18 protein-coding genes and 1 tRNA gene are annotated in these 18,901 nt (G+C 73.4%); 13 read left to right on the top strand and 6 right to left on the bottom strand.

The window, feature by feature from the left end; all coding sequences use genetic code 11:
• The first annotated feature begins 160 nt into the window (after nt 1-160).
• On the top strand, nt 161-1,246 hold the full coding sequence (locus ACFXG1_RS30835; RefSeq protein ID WP_384745491.1) for an S-(hydroxymethyl)mycothiol dehydrogenase: 1,086 nt from the start codon (nt 161-163) through the stop codon (nt 1,244-1,246).
• Nucleotides 1,243-1,890 (top strand): MBL fold metallo-hydrolase, encoded by a 648-nt coding sequence (locus ACFXG1_RS30830; protein WP_384745489.1) that lies wholly within the window; start codon nt 1,243-1,245, stop codon nt 1,888-1,890. Before ACFXG1_RS30835 ends, ACFXG1_RS30830 begins: the two co-directional genes overlap by 4 nt.
• Here the strand turns inward: ACFXG1_RS30830 and ACFXG1_RS30825 are convergent.
• Both ACFXG1_RS30825 and ACFXG1_RS30820 read right to left on the bottom strand, forming a co-directional pair.
• On the bottom strand, nt 1,875-2,804 hold the full coding sequence (locus tag ACFXG1_RS30825) for a pseudouridine synthase (protein ID WP_384720627.1): 930 nt from the start codon (nt 2,802-2,804) through the stop codon (nt 1,875-1,877). The two genes, ACFXG1_RS30830 and ACFXG1_RS30825, sit on opposite strands and share 16 nt — an antisense overlap.
• A 74-nt stretch (nt 2,805-2,878) precedes the next feature.
• Nucleotides 2,879-2,963 (bottom strand) — tRNA-Leu (locus tag ACFXG1_RS30820).
• Between the two features lie 175 nt (nt 2,964-3,138).
• Between ACFXG1_RS30820 and ACFXG1_RS30815 the strand changes: the two genes are divergently transcribed.
• The 3 genes from ACFXG1_RS30815 (at nt 3,139) to ACFXG1_RS30805 (ending at nt 5,833) form a co-directional block, all read left to right on the top strand.
• Nucleotides 3,139-4,464 carry a M20/M25/M40 family metallo-hydrolase gene (locus tag ACFXG1_RS30815; RefSeq protein ID WP_384720624.1) on the top strand — a complete coding sequence of 442 codons (1,326 nt, stop codon included), beginning with the start codon at nt 3,139-3,141 and terminating at the stop codon, nt 4,462-4,464.
• Between the two features lie 213 nt (nt 4,465-4,677).
• A complete protein-coding gene (gene chpH / locus ACFXG1_RS30810; RefSeq protein ID WP_384720621.1) occupies nt 4,678-4,911 on the top strand; it encodes a chaplin ChpH in 234 nt (77 codons plus the stop codon).
• Between the two features lie 154 nt (nt 4,912-5,065).
• Nucleotides 5,066-5,833: a chaplin family protein gene (locus tag ACFXG1_RS30805; protein WP_384745486.1), complete on the top strand. Its 768-nt coding sequence runs from the start codon at nt 5,066-5,068 to the stop codon at nt 5,831-5,833.
• Nucleotides 5,834-6,076: 243 nt separating this feature from the next.
• Here the strand turns inward: ACFXG1_RS30805 and ACFXG1_RS30800 are convergent, their stop codons facing one another.
• Nucleotides 6,077-6,265 (bottom strand): DUF5703 family protein, encoded by a 189-nt coding sequence (locus tag ACFXG1_RS30800; RefSeq protein ID WP_384721172.1) that lies wholly within the window; start codon nt 6,263-6,265, stop codon nt 6,077-6,079.
• Nucleotides 6,266-6,312: 47 nt separating this feature from the next.
• Here ACFXG1_RS30800 and ACFXG1_RS30795 point away from each other — a divergent pair, with 47 nt between their 5' ends.
• Complete coding sequence (locus ACFXG1_RS30795; RefSeq protein WP_384721175.1) at nt 6,313-6,963, top strand: hypothetical protein; 651 nt, start codon at nt 6,313-6,315, stop codon at nt 6,961-6,963.
• A gap of 120 nt (nt 6,964-7,083) precedes the next feature.
• Here ACFXG1_RS30795 and ACFXG1_RS30790 read toward each other — a convergent pair whose 3' ends face one another.
• The 3 genes from ACFXG1_RS30790 to ACFXG1_RS30780 all read right to left on the bottom strand — a co-directional run bounded on the left by ACFXG1_RS30790 (nt 7,084) and on the right by ACFXG1_RS30780 (nt 11,614).
• The gene (locus tag ACFXG1_RS30790) at nt 7,084-8,010 is read right to left on the bottom strand and encodes an aminoglycoside phosphotransferase family protein (protein WP_384721178.1); all 927 of its coding nucleotides are present in this window, start codon (nt 8,008-8,010) and stop codon (nt 7,084-7,086) included.
• A 161-nt stretch (nt 8,011-8,171) separates the two neighbouring features.
• On the bottom strand, nt 8,172-10,634 hold the full coding sequence (locus ACFXG1_RS30785) for an AAA family ATPase (protein ID WP_384745483.1): 2,463 nt from the start codon (nt 10,632-10,634) through the stop codon (nt 8,172-8,174).
• Nucleotides 10,631-11,614, bottom strand: a complete 984-nt coding sequence (locus tag ACFXG1_RS30780) for an aldo/keto reductase (protein ID WP_384723061.1) — start codon at nt 11,612-11,614, stop codon at nt 10,631-10,633. The genes ACFXG1_RS30785 and ACFXG1_RS30780 overlap by 4 nt, the downstream gene beginning before the upstream one ends.
• Before the next feature lie 163 nt (nt 11,615-11,777).
• Between ACFXG1_RS30780 and ACFXG1_RS30775 the strand changes: the two genes are divergently transcribed.
• The 7 genes from ACFXG1_RS30775 to ACFXG1_RS30745 all read left to right on the top strand — a co-directional run bounded on the left by ACFXG1_RS30775 (nt 11,778) and on the right by ACFXG1_RS30745 (nt 18,774).
• Nucleotides 11,778-12,827: an LLM class F420-dependent oxidoreductase gene (locus ACFXG1_RS30775; RefSeq protein WP_384745481.1), complete on the top strand. Its 1,050-nt coding sequence runs from the start codon at nt 11,778-11,780 to the stop codon at nt 12,825-12,827.
• Nucleotides 12,828-13,029: 202 nt separating this feature from the next.
• Entirely contained in the window at nt 13,030-13,815 is a 786-nt protein-coding gene (locus ACFXG1_RS30770; RefSeq protein WP_384745479.1) for a ferritin-like domain-containing protein, read from the top strand.
• Between the two features lie 55 nt (nt 13,816-13,870).
• Entirely contained in the window at nt 13,871-14,593 is a 723-nt protein-coding gene (locus tag ACFXG1_RS30765; protein WP_384720431.1) for a histidine phosphatase family protein, read from the top strand.
• A 183-nt stretch (nt 14,594-14,776) separates the two neighbouring features.
• Nucleotides 14,777-15,367 (top strand): DUF3090 domain-containing protein, encoded by a 591-nt coding sequence (locus ACFXG1_RS30760; RefSeq protein WP_384720434.1) that lies wholly within the window; start codon nt 14,777-14,779, stop codon nt 15,365-15,367.
• Nucleotides 15,331-16,170, top strand: coding sequence for an SCO1664 family protein (locus ACFXG1_RS30755; RefSeq protein WP_384745477.1), 840 nt, complete (start codon nt 15,331-15,333; stop codon nt 16,168-16,170). Before ACFXG1_RS30760 ends, ACFXG1_RS30755 begins: the two co-directional genes overlap by 37 nt.
• Nucleotides 16,171-16,349: 179 nt before the next feature.
• The gene (mshC, locus tag ACFXG1_RS30750; RefSeq protein WP_384720440.1) at nt 16,350-17,579 is read left to right on the top strand and encodes a cysteine--1-D-myo-inosityl 2-amino-2-deoxy-alpha-D-glucopyranoside ligase; all 1,230 of its coding nucleotides are present in this window, start codon (nt 16,350-16,352) and stop codon (nt 17,577-17,579) included.
• A gap of 205 nt (nt 17,580-17,784) precedes the next feature.
• A complete protein-coding gene (locus ACFXG1_RS30745; protein ID WP_384745475.1) occupies nt 17,785-18,774 on the top strand; it encodes an SMP-30/gluconolactonase/LRE family protein in 990 nt (329 codons plus the stop codon).
• Nucleotides 18,775-18,901: the final 127 nt, after the last annotated feature.

The raw sequence follows: 18,901 nt of genomic DNA, 5'->3' as shown, positions 1-18,901 counted from the left end.
GGGAATCGATGGATTCCCCGGGCCCCGCGCCGCTTCCCGCGCTCCGGGAGCGGTACGCGGGCGACCTGTCGGGCCGGAGTTGTCCACAGGTTGTCGCGGCGGGCCGCCGGACCGTTCATAGTGGTGATCTCAGACAAGGCGCGACGAAGGGTGTTTTCCCATGTCCCAGCAGGTCCGCGGCGTGATCGCACCGGGTAGGAACGAACCGGTGCGGGTCGAGACGATCATCGTCCCCGACCCCGGGCCGGGGGAGGCGGTGGTGGCCGTGCAGGCATGCGGGGTCTGCCATACCGACCTCCACTACAAGCAGGGCGGGATCAATGACGACTTTCCCTTCCTGCTCGGCCACGAGGCCGCCGGGATCGTCGAGTCCGTCGGCCCCGGGGTCGACGAGGTCGCCCCCGGCGACTTCGTGATCCTCAACTGGCGGGCGGTCTGCGGACGCTGCCGCGCCTGTCGCCGCGGCCGCCCGTGGTACTGCTTCGACACCCACAACGCCCGGCAGCGGATGACGCTCACCGACGGCACCGAGCTGACCCCCGCCCTCGGGATCGGCGCCTTCGCCGAGAAGACCCTCGTCGCCGCCGGGCAGTGCACCAAGGTCGACCCGGCCGTCGCCCCCTCCGTCGCCGGGCTCCTGGGCTGCGGCGTGATGGCGGGCATCGGCGCCGCCCTCAACACCGGAGCCGTCGGCCGCGGCGACACCGTCGCCGTCATCGGCTGCGGCGGCGTCGGGGACGCGGCGATCGTCGGCGCCCGGCTCGCCGGAGCGGCCACGATCATCGGCGTCGACGTCGACGACCACAAGCTGGCGACCGCGCGGACCATGGGCGCCACCCATACGGTCAACTCGACCACCACCGACCCCGTGGAGGCCGTCCGCGAACTGACCGGAGGCTTCGGCGCCGATGTCGTCATCGACGCCGTCGGCCGCCCCGAGACCTACCGCCAGGCGTTCTACGCCCGCGATCTCGCCGGGACGGTCGTCCTCGTCGGCGTCCCGACCCCCGAGATGACCCTCGAACTGCCCCTGCTCGACGTCTTCGGACGCGGCGGCGCCCTGAAGTCGTCCTGGTACGGGGACTGTCTGCCGTCCCGCGACTTCCCGATGCTGATCGACCTCCACCAGCAGGGCCGGATCGACCTCGCCGCGTTCGTCACCGGCACCATCGGCCTCGACGACGTCGAGGCCGCGTTCGACCGGATGCACCGGGGCGACGTGCTCCGCTCGGTGGTGATCCTGTGAGCCCCGAAGCCACCGGCACCCCCCGCATCGAGCACCTCGTCACCTCCGGCACGTTCTCCCTCGACGGCGGCGTCTGGGACGTCGACAACAACGTCTGGATCATCGGCGACGACACCGAGGCGATCGTCGTCGACGCCGCCCACGACGCCGCCGCGATCGAGGCCGCCCTCGGCGGGCGCACCCTGCGGGCGATCGTCTGCACCCACGCCCACGACGACCATATCGACGCCGCGCCCGCCCTCTCCGCCGCCACCGGCGCGCCCGTCCTGCTCCACCCGGACGATCTGCCGCTGTGGAAGCGGACCCACCCCGACCGCGCCCCCGACGGAGAGCTCGCCGACGGGCAGCGGATCACCGTCGCCGGAATCGAGATCACGGTCCTCCACACCCCCGGCCACGCCCCCGGCGCCGTCTGCCTCCACGCCCCCGGGCTCGCCGCCGTCTTCACCGGCGACACTCTCTTCGCGGGCGGCCCCGGCGCCACCGGCCGGTCCTTCAGCCACTTCCCCACGATCATCCGCTCGATCCGGGAGAAGCTGCTGACCCTGCCGCCGCAGACCACGGTCCGCACCGGCCACGGCGACTCCACCACGATCGGGGCCGAGGCCCCCCATCTCGACGAGTGGATTCAGCGCGGCCACTGAGCCAGCCGCGACCGGCTCTCGAAGCGGTACGCCTCACCGGTCAGCGGATCGGTGAACTCCAGCACCCGCGCCAGCAGCTGCAGGGGCCGGGACCAGTCCTCGGCCCCTGCACGGCACCCGTCGTCCCGGACCACCGGATACAGCGGATCCCCCAGCAGCGGCAGCCCCAGGGAGTTCATATGCACCCGCAGCTGATGCGTCCGCCCGGTGACCGGCAGCAGCCGGTAGCGCCCCAGCCCCGCCCGGTGCTCCACCAGCTCCACCCGGCTCTCGGCGTTCGGCTCGCCCGCCACCTCCCGGGCCGCGAGCACCCCCCGCTCCTTCACGATCCGGCTCCGTACGGTCCGGGGCAGCTCCACCCCCGGATCATGGACCGCCACCCCCTCGTACTCCTTGCGCACCACCCGGTCCCGGAAGAGCGTCTGATACGCCCCCCGGTCCCCGGCCCCGACCACACAGAGCACCAGACCCGCCGTCAGCCGGTCAAGACGGTGCGCGGGCTGCAACTCGGGCAGATGCAGTTCCCGCCGGAGCCGCGCCTGCAAGGTCTCGGTCACATGGCTGCCACGCGGCGTCGTGGCCAGGAAATGCGGCTTGTCGGCGACGACGATCCGCTCGTCCCGGTGGACGATCCCGATCCCGAACGGCACCGGCGGCTCCGGCGCGAGCTCCCGGTGGAACCAGAAGACAAGGCCTGCGGCGTACGGCTCGTCGCCCGAGGCGACCCCGTCGTACGACACCAGCCCGCCCGAGCCGAGCAGCGCCTCCGCGCGCTCCGCCCCGTACCGCTCCATGAGATGGTCCCGTACCGTCGCCCACCGGCCGCCGGGGTCCTCGGGCAGCCGCAGCCGCACCGGATCCACCCCCGCGCGCTGGGGGAGCGGGGAGACCGGCGCCCGCCGTCCACGACCCACCGTGACTCCTTTACGGCCTACGAGCCTCTGCGGCGATACGAGAAAAGCCCCTCCGAAGAGGGGCTTTCCGCCGGTGTCCGAGGGGGGACTTGAACCCCCACGCCCGATAAAGGGCACTAGCACCTCAAGCTAGCGCGTCTGCCATTCCGCCACCCGGACCAGGTGTCTGCCGTTCGGCCTGGGCCGTTCCGACGTGGAAAACCATAGCAAACATTCGAGGGTGTCCGATCACCCTTTCCCCCGGAGGGCGCTCCCCGCCGGGGTGTCTTGGGGGAGCGGCCCCGGCACGGGAGGATGAGCGGGTAGCACCAGAGCGACAGCGGGAGGAAGCAGCGTGAGCGAGCCGACGAAGGCCCGTACCGTCTCGGGCGAGGACGAGGTCGTGGATCTGTGCCGTGAGCTGATCCGGATCGACACCAGCAACTACGGCGACCACTCGGGACCGGGGGAGCGGGCAGCAGCCGAATACGTGGCCGGGAAGCTGGCCGACGTGGGGCTCGAACCGAAGATCATCGAATCGCACCGGGGCCGGGCCTCCACCGTGGCCCGGATCGCGGGGGAGGACTCCTCCCGCCCGGCGCTGCTGATCCACGGCCATCTGGACGTCGTCCCGGCCAACGCCCACGACTGGACCCACCACCCCTTCTCCGGCGAGATCGCCGAGGACTGCGTCTGGGGCCGGGGCGCGGTCGACATGAAGGACATGGACGCCATGACCCTCGCCGTCGTCCGGGACCGGCTGCGCAGCGGTCGCAGGCCCCCGCGCGATGTGGTCCTCGCCTTCCTCGCCGACGAGGAGGCCGGCGGCACCTACGGCGCCCGCCATCTGGTCGACAAGCACCCCGACCTCTTCGAGGGCGTCACCGAGGCCATCGGCGAGGTCGGCGGCTTCTCCTTCACCGTCAACGAGAATCTGCGGCTCTACCTGGTCGAGACCGCCCAGAAGGGCATGCACTGGATGCGGCTGACCGTGGACGGCACCGCCGGGCACGGCTCGATGACCAACAACGACAACGCGATCACCGAACTGTGCGAGGCCGTGGGACGGCTGGGCCGCCACCGCTGGCCGGTCCGGGTGACCCCGACCGTACGGTCCTTCCTCGACGAGCTGTCCGACGCGCTCGGCACCCCGCTCGACCCCGAGGACATGGACGCCACCCTCGCCAAGCTCGGCGGGATCGCCAAGATGATCGGCGCCACCCTGCGCAACTCCGCCGCGCCCACCATGCTGGGCGCCGGCTACAAGGTGAACGTCATCCCCGGCCAGGCCACCGCCCATGTCGACGGACGCTTCCTGCCGGGGCACGAGGAGGAGTTCCTGGCCGACCTCGACCGGCTGCTCGGCCCCCGGGTCCGTCGTGAGGACGTCCATGCCGACAAGGCCCTGGAGACCGGGTTCGACGGCGACCTCGTGGACGCCATGCAGTCGGCCCTGAAGGCCGAGGACCCGATCGCCCGTGCCGTGCCCTACATGCTCTCCGGCGGCACCGACGCCAAATCCTTCGACGACCTCGGTATCCGCTGCTTCGGCTTCGCCCCGCTCAAGCTCCCGCCCGAGCTGGACTTCGCGGGCATGTTCCACGGGGTCGACGAGCGCGTCCCGGTCGACGGGCTGAAGTTCGGCGTCCGGGTCCTCGACCGCTTCCTCGACGCCTGCTGAGACTTCCCGGCCGCCCGGGCCCCCGCCGCCCGGGCCCGGGAGGGTCTCGGGAGGTCCAGCCCCACGAGCGGGCCGCTCCTCGGACAATCGTCCCTTTGTGCGCCTCTGACTGGAAAGAGTGAAAGTCCCTTACGCCTCGTAGCCCTCTGATGTCCTCCTCGTTACAGGTGGTGCGGTCCGCGGCTGGGGCCGCATTGCCTACTAGGAGGAATAATGATCAAGAAGGTCGTCGCCGCCGCGGCTGCCACCGGTGGTCTGGTGCTCGCCGGTGCGGGCGTGGCCATGGCCGACGCGGGCGCCCAGGGTGCCGCCGTGAACTCCCCCGGCGTGCTCTCCGGCAACGTCGTCCAGGTTCCGGTGCACGTGCCCGTGAACGTCTGCGGCAACACCATCAACGTGGTCGGGCTGCTGAACCCCGCCTTCGGCAACACCTGCGTCAACGGCTGAGTGCCGGACGACATGTCCCGGACCCCCGGGGTTCGGTTGTGAACGCGGGGCGGTCCCGGAGAGCACGAAGGCACTCCGGGACCGCCCGGCTTTCCGCCCCGGGCGCCCGTGCCCGGAGGAATTCCTGACGATCAAGTAAGGCAGGGAATCACCTATGCGACAGGTCACGCGTAAGGGCCTGATCACCATGGCCGCGGCAGCGGGCGGGGCACTCGCGCTGGGCGGGGGATACGCGCAAGCGGACTCCGGGGCGCACGGAGGGGCCGCCAACTCCCCGGGCGTCGCCTCAGGCAACAACGTCCAGGTGCCGGTCAACGTCCCGGTCAACGCCTGCGGGAACTCGGTCGACGTGGTCGGGCTGCTCAACCCCGCGTTCGGCAACAACTGCGTCAACAGCGGCGGCCACGCCGGATCGGGCGTCACCAAGCCCGCTCCCGCGCCCGGCGCCCCCGGCGCGGGCGTCCCCGGGACCACTCTGCCCGCCGGGACCACCGGCGGCGGCGCCCATGCCGGCGGCGGTACGGCCAACTCGCCCGGCGTCGGCTCCGGCAACAACGTCCAGGCCCCCGTCGACGTCCCGGTCAACGCCTGCGGCAACACCGTGGACGTCATCAGCCTGCTGAACCCGGCGTTCGGCAACGACTGCGCCAACGACAGCTCCATCTCCAAGCCCCGGCCCCCGGAGCAGCCGGTCAAGCCTGTTCAGCCGGTCAAGCCCGTTCAGCCGGTCGAGCCGCCCAAGGTCGCCAAGCCGGTCGACCGCGAGCCCACGGCCCCCGTCAGCCGCTCCGCCGAGCGCCCGGCGGACGACGACGTACTCGCCCACACCGGAGCCGGATCGCTGGGGCTGATCATCCCCGTCGGCGCGGGCATGCTGCTCGGCGGCGCGGTCCTCTACCGGCGGGCGCGCACCTCCGCCTGACCGCTGCCACCGACCCCGTACCTCCGCGGGCTCCACGGCGCCGCCGAACGGTGCCGTACCGGGCGGAGCGGAGGTACCGGGACGATCGAACGGGCCCCGCCGCGGCGGGGCCCCTTTCGCTCGGTGCCGAGGCCGCCGCACGGCCCGGCACCGGGTGTCGCGGGTCACACCGCCCGGCCCGGCGGCACCGATCCGCCCGATGGGACCGATCACCGGGTGGTATCCATCACCGGGCGGTACGGGTCACCATGTCGCGCGCAGTTGACGGATGATGCGCCGCCGCAACCGCACCCTGCGGCTGCCGTCCCGGCGCAGCGTCAGTCGGTCCAACTCCCAGTGTCCGTACTCGGCATGGTCGGTGAGGAGACGGGTCGCCTCGTTGCGGGAGACCCCGCGCGGGACGTACACGTCGACAAATTCGTATTCCGGCATCGCATCTATTGTGCGGGCAGTGTCCTCGTACGGATAGCGTCTGCACTATGTCTGATGCTGCGCAGCCCACCGCTGCCGAGGTACGTGCCGCCGCCGAGGCGGTCAAAGCCGCACTGGACCGTCACCTCGCGGCGGTCGAGAACCGCACGGGAGAGGACGACCCGGCCGTCTACGAGGCTTTCAACGCTCTGGCCGTGGCGGCGGAGGAGTACGACGAACACCTCTACGACCGCTACGACGAGGTCACGCCCTTCGAGATCCCCGGAGCGGACGACGCGCTGCCGCCCTACGCGGGACCCGAGGAACCGAACGCCCTCAGTGTGCTGATCCGCCGCGACTACGCGGTGGTCGAACCCCGGCGGCTGCTCGCACAGGCACAGCGCGTCTCCGAGATCGAGGCGGCGGACGACACCGGGCCCGGCGGCGACCGGGGACCCGGGACGAGTGTGCACACGGCGCTCGGTGTGCTCTTCGGCGAGTACGAACCCGACGAGATCGCCTCCCGTCACAAGGAGTTCGGCCTGGAGGAGGGCGACTCCACACTCTGGATCTCCGCCACCGACGAACTGCCGGAGCCCGGCGAGTGGCTGGCCACCCCCTTCGACGCGGACGCGCAGCGGGTCATCTGCCGCTTTGACGTGAGCGCGGTCTTCGACGAGGACGATCTGGGCGAGGAGCTCGACGGACTGCGCCGCTGACCGGCGCGGGCGCGCGGACGCGGCATCGGGCCCCTCTCCCCGGGAAGGTGAGAGGGGCCCGGCCGCGACATCCATCGGCCGCGATACCCCGCCGCGATAACCGCCGGACGGGCGGAGCCGTTATCCCCGGTGCTCCAGGAGCGCCCGGGCGATCAGCACCTGGTTCGGTTCCAGGACGTGCTTGCCGTCCTCGATGTCCCACAGGGCGTTCTGGAGCACCCGGCCCAGGGTCCAGCCGACGGCCCGCCGGCTGTCCGCGCCGACGGCCTCGGCCAGCCGGTCGAAGCGCCGCAGAACGGCCCGGGTGATGTCACCCGACGCCACCACCGCCTCCCAGCGGTCGTCGATGCCCGGCAGCAGATCGAACCCCGGGTCACCGGCCAGCGGCTCCGGGTCGATGGCCAGCCACGGCTCACGCTCCCCCGCCAGCACGTTGTCACCGTGCAGATCCCAGTGGAGCAGCCGGTCCCCGGCCTCGCCCATCAGCTCGGCCACCGCGGACGCGCAGGTCTCCACCAGCTTCCGCTCCGCCGGATCGCGCAACGCCGGTACGGCGCCGGGGGTCTCGTCCACCATCGCGGCGGCGATGTCCGACAGCCGCCGCAGCCCGGCGGGCGCCGGCACCGACGTCAGCCGCGCCAGCAGCTCCGCGAGAATCCCGACCGCCGAATCCTCGTCCGTGACGGCCGACAGCGGGCGGTTCGCGTCCAGCCGCTCCAGCAACTGCGTCGCGGTCGCCTCGTCGTGATCGATGAGCCGTACGATGCCGTCGCCCCGCCACAGCAGCAGCCCCGGGATCACCCCGGAGCTCTCCTCCCGGGCCTGCTGGAGCTTGAGCACGGCGGGTGTCCCGTCGGCCCGGCGCACCGGCAGCGCGAGCGACGCCATCCCCCAGCGGGTCGGCCCGTCGAGCCGCAGCTCCCAGCGGTCGAGGAACGACCCGCCGAGCACCGGCAGCCCGGCGAGCCAGACACGGGCCTCGGCGCCCTCGGTGCCGTACGAAGCGGCGAACGCGTCGGGGACGTCGATCACGGTCGATGTGTTCATGGAAAGCACTCCTTCGTGGAAATCGGATACCGATGCCGTACGAAGGAGGTGTCGGGGGTGCCCGGGCCGCGGGCATGCGTCAAAGCATGCCCCGACCCTAGGCGATCCCCGTCCGGATCTCCCGTTCTTTTCGCGGCGCCGGGGCCGGCCTCCGCCCCCCGTCAGGCCATGGGCGGGGCCGTGGCCCCGGGCTCCTGGAGGAGGGCCTGCAACAGGGGTCGCAGCCGGGTCGTGCGGGGGAGCACGGGGATCGTCGCCACCGCGCGGGGCAGCGCCTCCTCCGCGCCGTGGACCACGGAGAGATGGCGGTCCGCGCGACCGAAGGCCGTATACACCCAGGGGCGGCTCAGCGCGGACGTCGCGTCGCCGGGGAGCACGACCACGGCTGCGGGCCAGCGCAGGGCCGCCGCCTGGTGGGCGGTGAGGGCCCAGCCGTGCCGCAGCTCCGCCCCGACCCGCTCCTTGGCCACGGTCACCGCCGTGCCTCCGCAGTCCAGCCGCAGTCCCCCGGCGTCCGCGGAGACGACCGTGCCCGGCACGGTACGGCCGGGGGCGGGGGTGTACGCCACCCGGTCGCCGGGGTCGTAGCCGCCGAAGCGGCCGGGCCCCGGGTTCAGCCGGGTCTTGAGCGCCGCGTTCAGTGCCCGGGTGCCCGCGGAGCCGCCGTGCGCGACGGTGATGACCTGCGTACGGTCGGCGGGCACGCCGATCGCGCGGGGAATGGAGTCGGCGACCAGCTGGACCGTGCGGTGGACGGCCTCGCCCGCGTCCCTGACCGGGACGATCACGACGTCCTTGTCGGGCGCCGCGACCTGGTTCAGCTCGCCGACGCCGATCCCGGAGACCAGCTCCCCGATCGGACCCGGGTCCGGGACCCGGGAGGCGACCCGGGGGCATACCCCCGCGCCCAGCACATCGGCGAAGACATCGCCCGCGCCCGCCGGGCCGAGCTGCCCGGGGTCGCCGCTGAGCACCAGCCGGGCCCCGTCCGGCAGGGACTCCACGAGCACGGTGGCGCTCTCCGTGTCCAGCCGGGGCGCGTCGAGGACGACCAGCAGGTCCAGCGCCCAGGCGCCGTCGTCGTCCCGGCCGGGACCGGCCGTACCGGCGAGCAGGGCGGCGACGGTGACCCCCGCCGGGTCCAGGGACCCGGCCGTCTGTTCGGTGTGGGCGGCGACGACGGCGGTCAGCCCGAGGCCGCGCGCGATCTCGGCCAGCGCCGCCGGTTCGGCGCGGGCGGCCTCCCCGCCCGTATGCGCGACCAGGCCACCGGTGGCGAGGGCGCGGGTCAGTCCGGTGGGCTCGGGCACGGAGTCCCACCGGGTGTCCGGGCCGCTCCTGGCCAGCCGGGCGAGACCGTCGGCGAGGCTCTCCTCGGCCATGGCGTACCGGTCGAGACCGAGGAGCACGGAGCCCTCGTCCACCGTGCCGTCCGCCGTCTCGTCGGCGGCACGACCCGGCTCGGACGGATCGGCGGTGTCGGTTTCGGCGGCGTCGGTTTCGGTTTCGGCGCCCTCCGGGGCGAAGGCCAGCACGACGCCGTCGTTCACCGCCTGGTCGAGAGCCTCCCGCGGGTCCGGGACGGAGTGCTTGCCGAGCGCTCCGAGGACCTCGGACGACGGGACCGCGGTATGCCCCCGCAGGGCGGCCCGCTCCAGCTCCCAGGCGATCAGGGCCGCGGCGCGCCGGGGATCGCCGGGCCCGCAGCCGCCACCCAGCAGGGCGCGGGCGAAGCCGTCGGCCTCCTCGGGCCGGATCCCCGGCACGGAGAGCAGCCGCCAGGGGTCGTCGCGCAGGACGGTGTCGGCCCGCTCCCCGAGCGCCTCGGCCGCCGGGGCGGCGGCGGCCTCGGGTCCGTTCCCCTCGGCCAGGACGGTACGGACGGCGGTCACGATCTCGGGGGCGGCCCCCTGCCGCGCGGTGGGTACGGGCGCGGACGCCGGGCGGGGCGCCTCGGACCGGGGCCGCGCGGGCCCGGCGGGACGTGCGGCCGGTGCCGGGGTGTCGTAGGAGATGCCCGGCCGCTCGCCGCGCTCCACCGCCCGTACCGCGGCCAGCAGGTCGGCCGCCTGCCCGCTGAGCCCGGCGCCGCTCGCCAGGGGCTCGCCGCGCTCCGCCTTCCGTCGCTCGATCCTCGCCCTCAGCTCCCGCTGTGCGGCCAGCTCCGCCTGTGCCTCCGACACCTCGGGCGTCCCACCCGCGGCGTCCGCGGCCCCGGGCGAGCCGGATCCGCCCGGAGCGCCGTCCGCGTCGGAGGAACGGTCCGGTCCGCCGTCGGACCCGCCCGAGGCGGGCGCGGCGCCGTGATCCTCGTCTTCGGCGGACAGCGCGGCTACGCCCGAAGGATCGGCGCCGCCGTCCGCGGCGGCGGACGACTCGGGAGATCCCTCAGGGCCGCCCGCGGCGTCCGTGCCGACGTCGCCGGACCGGGATTCGGACCGGGATTCGGACCGGGATTCGGACCGGGCGGTCGGTTCGGCCGGGCCGCCGTCGGCGACCGGCGCGCCGAGCTCGCGGCCCGGGTCGCTCACTCCGGCGGGCGCCGAAGCGCCCGCCGGATCGGCGGCCGTGGTCTCGGGGTCGGCCGGGGGTTCGGGGTGCGGCCCCCGGGAAGACGCGGTCACAGCGTGCTCCAGTCCTGATCGGGATAGCGGTGCACGGGCGCCGACACATCGTCGAGCGCCTGGCAGATCTCGTCGGGAAGCGTAAGCGCCTCCACCGACAACGCGGCCATGAGCTGCTGAGCGTTGCGCGCGCCGACGATCGGGGCGACCACGCCCGGGCGGTCCCTGACCCAGGCCAGCGCCACCTGCAACGGTGTCGTGGCCAGCCCGTCCGCCGCGATCGCCACCGCGTCCACGATCCGGTCGGCGGGGTCGTCCAGATAGGGCTCAACAAAGGCCCCGAGCCGCTCCGAAGCCCCCCGGGAACCGGTGGGGATCCCCTCGCGGTACTTGCCGGTCAGCACACCGCGGCCCAGCGGCGACGACGGCAGCAGACCGATTCCCAGATCGAGCGCCGCGGGCAGCACCTCGCGCTCGACACCCCGTTGGAGCAGGGAGTACTCCATCTGGGTGCTGGCGAGCCGGGTACGCGCCCCGGGCGCGGCGAGCTGCCAGGTCGCGGCCTTGGCCAGCTGCCAGCCGCAGAAGTTCGACACCCCGGCGTACCGGGCGCGGCCGCTGGTGACGGCGGTGTCGACGGCCTGGAGGGTCTCCTCCAGCGGGGTCAGCGGATCGAACGCGTGGACCTGCCACAGATCCACGTGGTCCGTACCGAGCCGCAGGAGGGAGTCGTCCAGTGCCGCCAGCAGATGGCCGCGCGAGCCGTCGAACCGGCGCTCCGGGTCGGGCACACTGCCGGCCTTCGTCGCTATCACCAGATCGCGCCGGGGCACCAGCCGCTCCACGAGCTGTCCCAGCAGATACTCCGCATCCCCGCCCCCGTACACATCGGCGGTGTCGACGAGCGTGCCGCCCGCCTCCCAGAACGCCTTCAGCTGATCGGCGGCGTCGTGCTCGTCGGTGTCCCGGCCCCAGGTCAGGGTGCCGAGCCCGATCCGGGACACACGCAGGCCGGTACGGCCGAGATGCCTCTGCTCCATGAGCGCTGAGAGTACTGGCCGGGGCCCGGCACCGAGAGGGCCTGTGGACGACGCGGAACCCCTCGCCGCGGCCGAACCGGGGCCCCGGGGCCCTGACGGATCCGCCACGGGCGCGCTAGAGTCCCCGCCACAGGGATGTTACTGATTGGTAAGGGGAGTGGGTATGCGGCTCGGCATCAATCTCGGCTACTGGGGTGCGGGCATGGACGGCGACAATCTCGCCGTCGCCCAGGAGGCCGACCGGCTCGGTTATGACGTCTGCTGGGCGGCGGAGGCGTACGGCTCCGACGCCCCGACCGTGCTGAGCTGGGTCGCGGCCAAGACCGAACGTATCGACGTCGGCTCCGCCATCCTGCAGATCCCGGCCCGGCAGCCCGCCATGACGGCCATGACCGCCGCCACCCTCGACTCCCTGTCCGGCGGGCGGTTCCGGCTCGGGCTCGGAGTGTCGGGACCCCAGGTCTCGGAGGGCTGGTACGGCGTCAAGTTCGACAAGCCCCTCGCCCGCACCCGGGAGTACGTCGAGATCGTCCGCAAGGCGATGAGCCGGGAGCGGCTGACCCACGACGGGGCCCACTGGACCCTGCCGCTGCCCGACGGACCCGGCAAGGCGCTGAAGCTCACCGTCCACCCCGAACGCGAACACATCCCCCTCTACATCGCCGCCATCGGCCCCAAGAACCTCGAACAGACCGGCGAGATCGCCGACGGCGCCCTGCTGATATTCCCCTCCGCCGACCACCTGGAGGACACGGCGATCCGCCATCTGCGGGCGGGCCGTGAGAAGGCCGGGAAGACCATGGAGGGCTTCGACGTCTGTCCGACCGTGCCGCTCGCCGTCGGCGACGACGTCGCCGCGCTCGCCGACCTGTTCCGCCCCTACACGGCCCTGTACGTCGGCGGTATGGGCAGCCGTCAGCAGAACTTCTACAACCAGCTGGCCCGGCGCATGGGGTACGAGGAGGCGGCGACCGAGATCCAGGACAGGTACCTGGCCGGGGACAAGAACGGCGCCGCCGCCGCCGTACCGCAGGAGCTCATCGACTCCACCGCCCTGCTCGGGCCGGTCGAGCGGATCGCCGACCGGATGCGCGCCTACGCGGAGGCGGGGGTCACGACCCTGACGCTCTCCCCGGCCGGATTCACCCTCGACGAGCGCCTCGCCGCCCTGCGCGCCGGTACCGAGGCATGGGAGCGCGCCGGGCTGGCGTGACCCTGCGCGCCGTGACCCTGCGCGCCGCGGCGGGCCCGACCGGTCCGCCGCGGCCGGCGGGTTTCCCGGCGTCCGGGACCGGGCCGGACGCCGGAGAACGCGCCGGATGACCCGTTCGGCGCATGTGGCCGACCGAGCTGTTGCCACCTCGGTCCATCGGCATTTGACTCGTTCTTTGCGGATGCCTTCAGGAGGTGCAGCCATGCTCTCGGCCCGAAGCCTGTTCCAGGAGATCCTCGACAACGACGATTCCTACCAGCTCTTCTGCTCCATCGCGGCCAGCGGCGAGACCCAGGGGGGCTGGGAGAACGCGCGCATCGCCGCACTGGTGCCCCCCGCACTGCGGGACCTCGCCCCGAGGATCACCCGCCACGGCGCCGACGAGGACAAGCACGGCAGGATCTTCAACGCCCTGCTGAAGAAGCGCGGCCTCGAACCTGTACCGGTACCGCCCGAAACCGACTACACGATGCTCCTCGAACGCACCGGCATCGGCCTCGCCCACGAGAAACTGGGCGCCGACGCGCCCCTCACCGAGCGGGACATCGTCGTCTATCTCTCCCACAGCCGCGTCACCGAGCAGCGCGCGGCCGACCAGATGGAGATGCTGGTCAAGTTCTTCGGCGACCACCCGGAGGTCGGCAAGGCGATCCGGATGATCTCCCACGACGAGGACAACCACCTCGCCTACTGCCACGAGGAGTTGCTGCGCCTCGCCGCCGCGGGACACGGCGCGGTGATCCGGCGGACCCTGCGCGAGTGCGCCCTCGCGGAGATCAGGATCTACCGAGACGTCAGCCTCGCCGTCACCTCCCGCATGGGGCGTCTGCTGGGCTGGTCGAAACCGAAGGCGGCCGTCCTCACCGCCGGAGTCCACGCGATCTACGCCTACGAACGGTTCGGCGGCTGGCGCCGGATGGTCCGGTTGCGGATGCCGGAACGCCGGGGCGCCCTCGACGGACCCGCCACGGCCGCCCCCGCGTTCTGAGCCCGTTGTCCACAGGGCCCCCACGGGTCTCGCCGGGCCCCCTACCCTGGCGGACATGGCCACGCTGATTCTCGTACGCCACGGACGCTCCACCGCGAATACGGCGGCGGTGCTCGCCGGCCGGACCCCCGGGGTCGGGCTCGACGAGCGCGGAGTCGAACAGGCGGCCGCGCTCCCCGGCCGCCTCGCCGCCGTGCCCCTCGCCGTCGCAGTCACCAGCCCCCAGCAGAGATGCCGGGAGACCCTCCGGCCCCTGCTCGACACCCGTCCCGGCCTGGAGCTGGTGACCGACGACCGGATCGCCGAGTGCGACTACGGCGCATGGTCGGGACGCAAGCTGGCCGAGCTGGCCGACGACCCCCTCATGGAGATCGTCCAGCACCATCCGTCGGCCGCCGCCTTCCCCGGCGGCGAGTCCATGCGCGCCATGCAGAACCGCGCGGTCGACGCGGTCCGCGACTGGGACACCCGGGTGACGGCGGAGCACGGCCCGGACGCGACCTACCTCATGTGCACCCACGGAGACATCATCAAGGCGATCGTCGCCGACGCCCTCGGCCTCCATCTCGACCTCTTCCAGCGGCTGCACGCCGAGCCGTGCTCCGTCACCGCCCTCCGGTACACCAGAACGCGCCCCTTCCTGCTCCGCCTCGGCGACACCGGCGAATTCGGCGCGCTCGCCCCGCGCCCCGACCACCGCGACGACGGCCCCCGGCCCGGTGCCGAAGGCACCCCCGAGGGGAACGCGGTGGTAGGGGGTGGTGCGGGCGCCCCGTGATCGTCGGGCGCAGTAGGGTGGACAAGCGGCCGCCGCGTACGGCCGCACGGCCCGTGGCAGCGCCCCACCATCCCGTGCCGCCGGCGCCGTGTCCGTCACAGCCGACCCAGCCGACCCAGTACAGCCACCACGCCGTCACCGCACGGCCCGGCGGCTGTTCCCGAGCCCCGAGGGAGTCAGAGCGTGTCCCGTCAGGTGTTCCTCTACGACCCGCCGGACCGGTTCGTCGCCGGTACGGTCGGGCTCCCCGGACGCCGTACGTTCTTCCTCCAGGCATCAGCCGGAGGCCGCGTCACCAGTGTCGCCCTGGAGAAGACCCAGGTGGCGGCGCTCGCCGAGCGGATCGACGAACTGCTCGACGAGGTCGTACGGCGTACCGGCGGCAATGCGCCGGTGCCCGCGGTCGCCCCCGGGGACATCGCCGACACCGCCCCGCTCGACGCGCCCGTCGAGGAGGAGTTCCGGGTCGGCACGATGGCTCTGGCCTGGGACGGCGAGGAACAGCGCATGATCGTCGAGGCCCAGGCGCTGGTCGAGCTGGACGCCGACTCCGACGAGGACCTCGCCGAGGCCGAGGAGCGACTGCTCCAGGACGAGGAGAACGGCCCTCCGATGCTCCGGGTCCGGCTCACCGGGGCCCAGGCCCGCGCCTTCGCGAAACGCGCCCTCGACGTCGTCAACGCCGGACGCCCCCCGTGCCCGCTGTGCAGCCTCCCGCTCGACCCGGAAGGACATGTATGCCCCCGCCAGAACGGATACCGCCGGGGGGCGTGAGCGCCCCTCGCGACCGTGCGGAGGTGCTGCGCCTGCTCAGCGGGGGCGAGCTGACCGTGCGCGGCCGGGTACCCGAGGCGTCCAACGCGGTCCTGCTCTGCTCGGTCGCCCTCGACGGCGACGAGGCGTCCTGCGTCTACAAGCCCGTCGCCGGTGAGCGGCCCCTGTGGGACTTCCCCGACGGCACCCTCGCCGAACGCGAGGTCGCCGCCTACGAGGTCTCCGAGGCGCTCGGCTGGGGCCTCGTCCCGCCGACCGTCCTGCGCGAAGGACCGTACGGCCGGGGCATGGTCCAGCTCTGGATCGACGCCGACCCGGGCGCCGGGCTGCTCGCCCTCGTCGACGGCGACGAGCCCGGAGCCGGCTGGAAGGCCGTCGGCCTCGCCCAGGTGGGCGAGGGCCGTACGGCGCTCCTCGTCCACGCGGACGACGAACGGCTCCGCCGTCTCGCGATCCTCGACGCGGTGATCAACAACGGCGACCGCAAGGGCGGTCATCTGCTGCCGTCGGCGGACGGCACGCTCTACGCGATCGACCACGGCGTCACCTTCAACGCCGACGCCAAGCTCCGCACCCTGCTGTGGGGCTGGGCCGGGGAGCCCCTGCCCCCCGACACCCTCCCCGCCCTCACGGCCCTCGCCGCGGCGCTGGCCCCCGGCGCGCCGCTCGCCGACCGGCTGGCGGAACTCCTCACCCCCGCCGAAGTCGACGCGGTCCGCGCCCGGCTGGCCGGCCTCCGCGAGACCGGCCGCCACCCCGTCCCGACGGGGGAGTGGCCCGCCATTCCCTGGCCCCCGGTCTGACGGATCCCGCACGAACCCGCCCCGGGACCGGGACCGCGCAGCCCGCCCCCGCGACGGCGCGCGCGGCCCCGTCCGACCGGTTTCGGGAGGCCGGGGGTGGGGAAGAACACCGAGGTCCCGCCGAGGTCACCGCCCCCCGCGGGGGCGTCAGCGCCGGGGCTGCGGTTAGGCTCGGAGGCATGCATGCCTGGCCCGCTTCCGAGGTCCCCGCCCTGCCCGGCAAGGGCCGCGACCTCACGATTCACGACACCGCGACCGGCGAGCGAGTCACCCTCGCCCCCGGTCCCGTCGCCCGTCTCTACGTCTGCGGGATCACCCCGTACGACGCGACCCACCTGGGTCACGCGGCGACCTACAACGCGTTCGATCTCGTGCAGCGCGTGTGGCTCGACACGAAGCGACAGGTTCACTATGTCCAGAACGTCACCGATATCGACGACCCCCTCCTCGAACGCGCGGTACGCGACAACGAGGACTGGACCCAGCTCGCCGAGCGCGAGACCAAGCTCTTCCGCGAGGACATGACGGCCCTGCGGATGCTCCCGCCCCGCCACTACATCGGCGCGGTGGAGGCCATACCCCGGATCGTCCCCCTGGTGGAACGGCTCCGGGACGCCGGGGCCGCGTACGAACTCGACGGCGACATCTACTTCTCGGTCGAGAGCGACCCCCACTTCGGGGAGGTCTCCGGGCTCGACGCCGAGGCGATGCGCCTGCTCTCCGCCGAACGCGGCGGCGACCCGGAGCGGCCGGGCAAGAAGAACCCGGTCGACCCGATGCTGTGGCTGGCCGCCCGCGACGGCGAACCCCACTGGGACGGCCGAAGCCTCGGCCCCGGCCGCCCCGGCTGGCACATCGAGTGCGTCGCCATCGCCCTCGACCACCTCGGGATGGGCTTCGACATCCAGGGCGGCGGCTCCGACCTGGTCTTCCCGCACCACGAGATGGGCGCGTCCCACGCCCAGGCCCTGACCGGTGAACACCCCTTCGCCCAGGCCTATGTCCACGCGGGCATGGTCGCCCTGGACGGCGCGAAGATGTCGAAGTCCAAGGGGAACCTGGTCTTCGTCTCGACGCTGCGCCGGGCCGGCACCGACCCGGCCGCGATCCGGCTCGCGCTCCTCGCCCACCACTACCGGGCGGACTGGGAGTGGACGGAGGCCGAGCTGACGGCGGCCGAGGAGCGGCTCGCCCGCTGGCGCGCCGCCGTGTCCCGCCCCGACGGGCCCGCCGCCGACGGTGTGCTCGACGAGATCCGTACCGCCCTCGCCGACGATCTCGACACCCCGGCCGCGCTCGCCGCCGTCGACCGCTGGGCGGAGCTCCAGGGCTCCTCCGGCGGTACGGACGAGGGCGCGCCCGGACTGATCTCGCGGAGCGTGGACGCGCTGCTGGGCGTGGCCCTCTGACCCTGCCTTCCGCGGGCCGCTGACGACCCGTCCGAACCATCGCCGTAGTGGACGGCAACGGAGAAAAGCGCCGGATCACCGGGGGAATAACCGCCCCGGTGATCCGGCTTTTCCGTGTTGTCATCGCCCTCGGGGCGGGCCGGTGTGCGAGGTTGGGAGCAGTCCGCCGGACCCGGTCCGCTGTCGGCCGTTGAAAGGATGTTCCATGCACCGATCTTTGTCGCGCAGGGGGATTCTGACCGCCGCTCTCGGCGGGGCGGCTCTCGCCGGGCCGCTCGCCCCCGCCGCCCGGGCCGCCCCGTACGGCGATCGCGCCGGCCCGGGACCCGCCGCGACCTGGCCGGACCGCTTCCCGCTGCCGAACGGGTTCCGCCCCGAGGGCATCACCATCGGGTCGCGCCCGTACGCCTACTTCGGCTCCATGGCCGACGGCTCGGTCCTGCGGGTCGCGCTGGCCACCGGCGCCGGACGGGTCCTCGTCGCCCCGCGGGGCGCCGAGCACCCGGTGATCGGGCTCACGATCGACCGGGCGGAGCGGCGGCTCTTCCTGGCCGGCGGGGCGGCCCGGGAGATCCGGGTCGCCGACGCCGCCACAGGCGGGGAGCTACGGCACTACGGTGGTATCGGCGCGGCGAACACCTTCGTCAACGATGTCGTCCTGACCCCCGGCGCCGCCTGGTTCACCGACTCGTTCACCCCACATCTGTTCCGGCTGCCGCTGGGCCGCGACGGCGCGCCGGGCGACCGGGTCGAGCCGCTGCCGCTGACCGGGGACTGGGAGCAGGGGCCCTCCTTCGCCGGCAACGGGATCTGCCGGACCCCCGACGGGCGAGCCCTGATCGTGGCCAACGCGACGCTCGACGGCGGATCCCTGGTCCGGGTGGACCCCGCCACCGGCGTGGCCCGGCGGATCGACACGGGGACGCTGCGGCTGCCCGCCGCGGACGGGCTGCTGCTGCGCGGCCGGGTCCTCTACGTCGTCCAGCAGTTCGCGAACACCGTCAACGCGCTCCGGCTCGACCGGGCGGGCACCCGGGCCCGGGAGATCGCCGCGATCACCGACCCCCGGTTCCGGGTCCCGACGACCGTGGCGGCGTTCGGGGACCGGCTCTATCTGCCGAACGCCCGGTTCGACGTGGCGCCGGCGCCGGACACGGAGTACGACGCGGTGGCGGTACGGCAGGTGCGGCCCTGACGGGCCGGGCCCGGTGAACGCCCGACGGTGAACGGGTGAGGGGCGGCGCCGCGCTATGCGGCACCGCCCCTCACCCCGACCCGGACGGGCCACAGTCCTTCTTCCTGCCGGAGTAGCCGGAGTCACC

This window comes from Streptomyces sp. NPDC059248 (assembly GCF_042753905.1).
GTDB lineage: Bacteria > Actinomycetota > Actinomycetes > Streptomycetales > Streptomycetaceae > Streptomyces.
The sequence above is the reverse complement of the archived record's forward strand: the minus strand, read 5'-3'. Positions and strand labels throughout refer to the sequence as shown.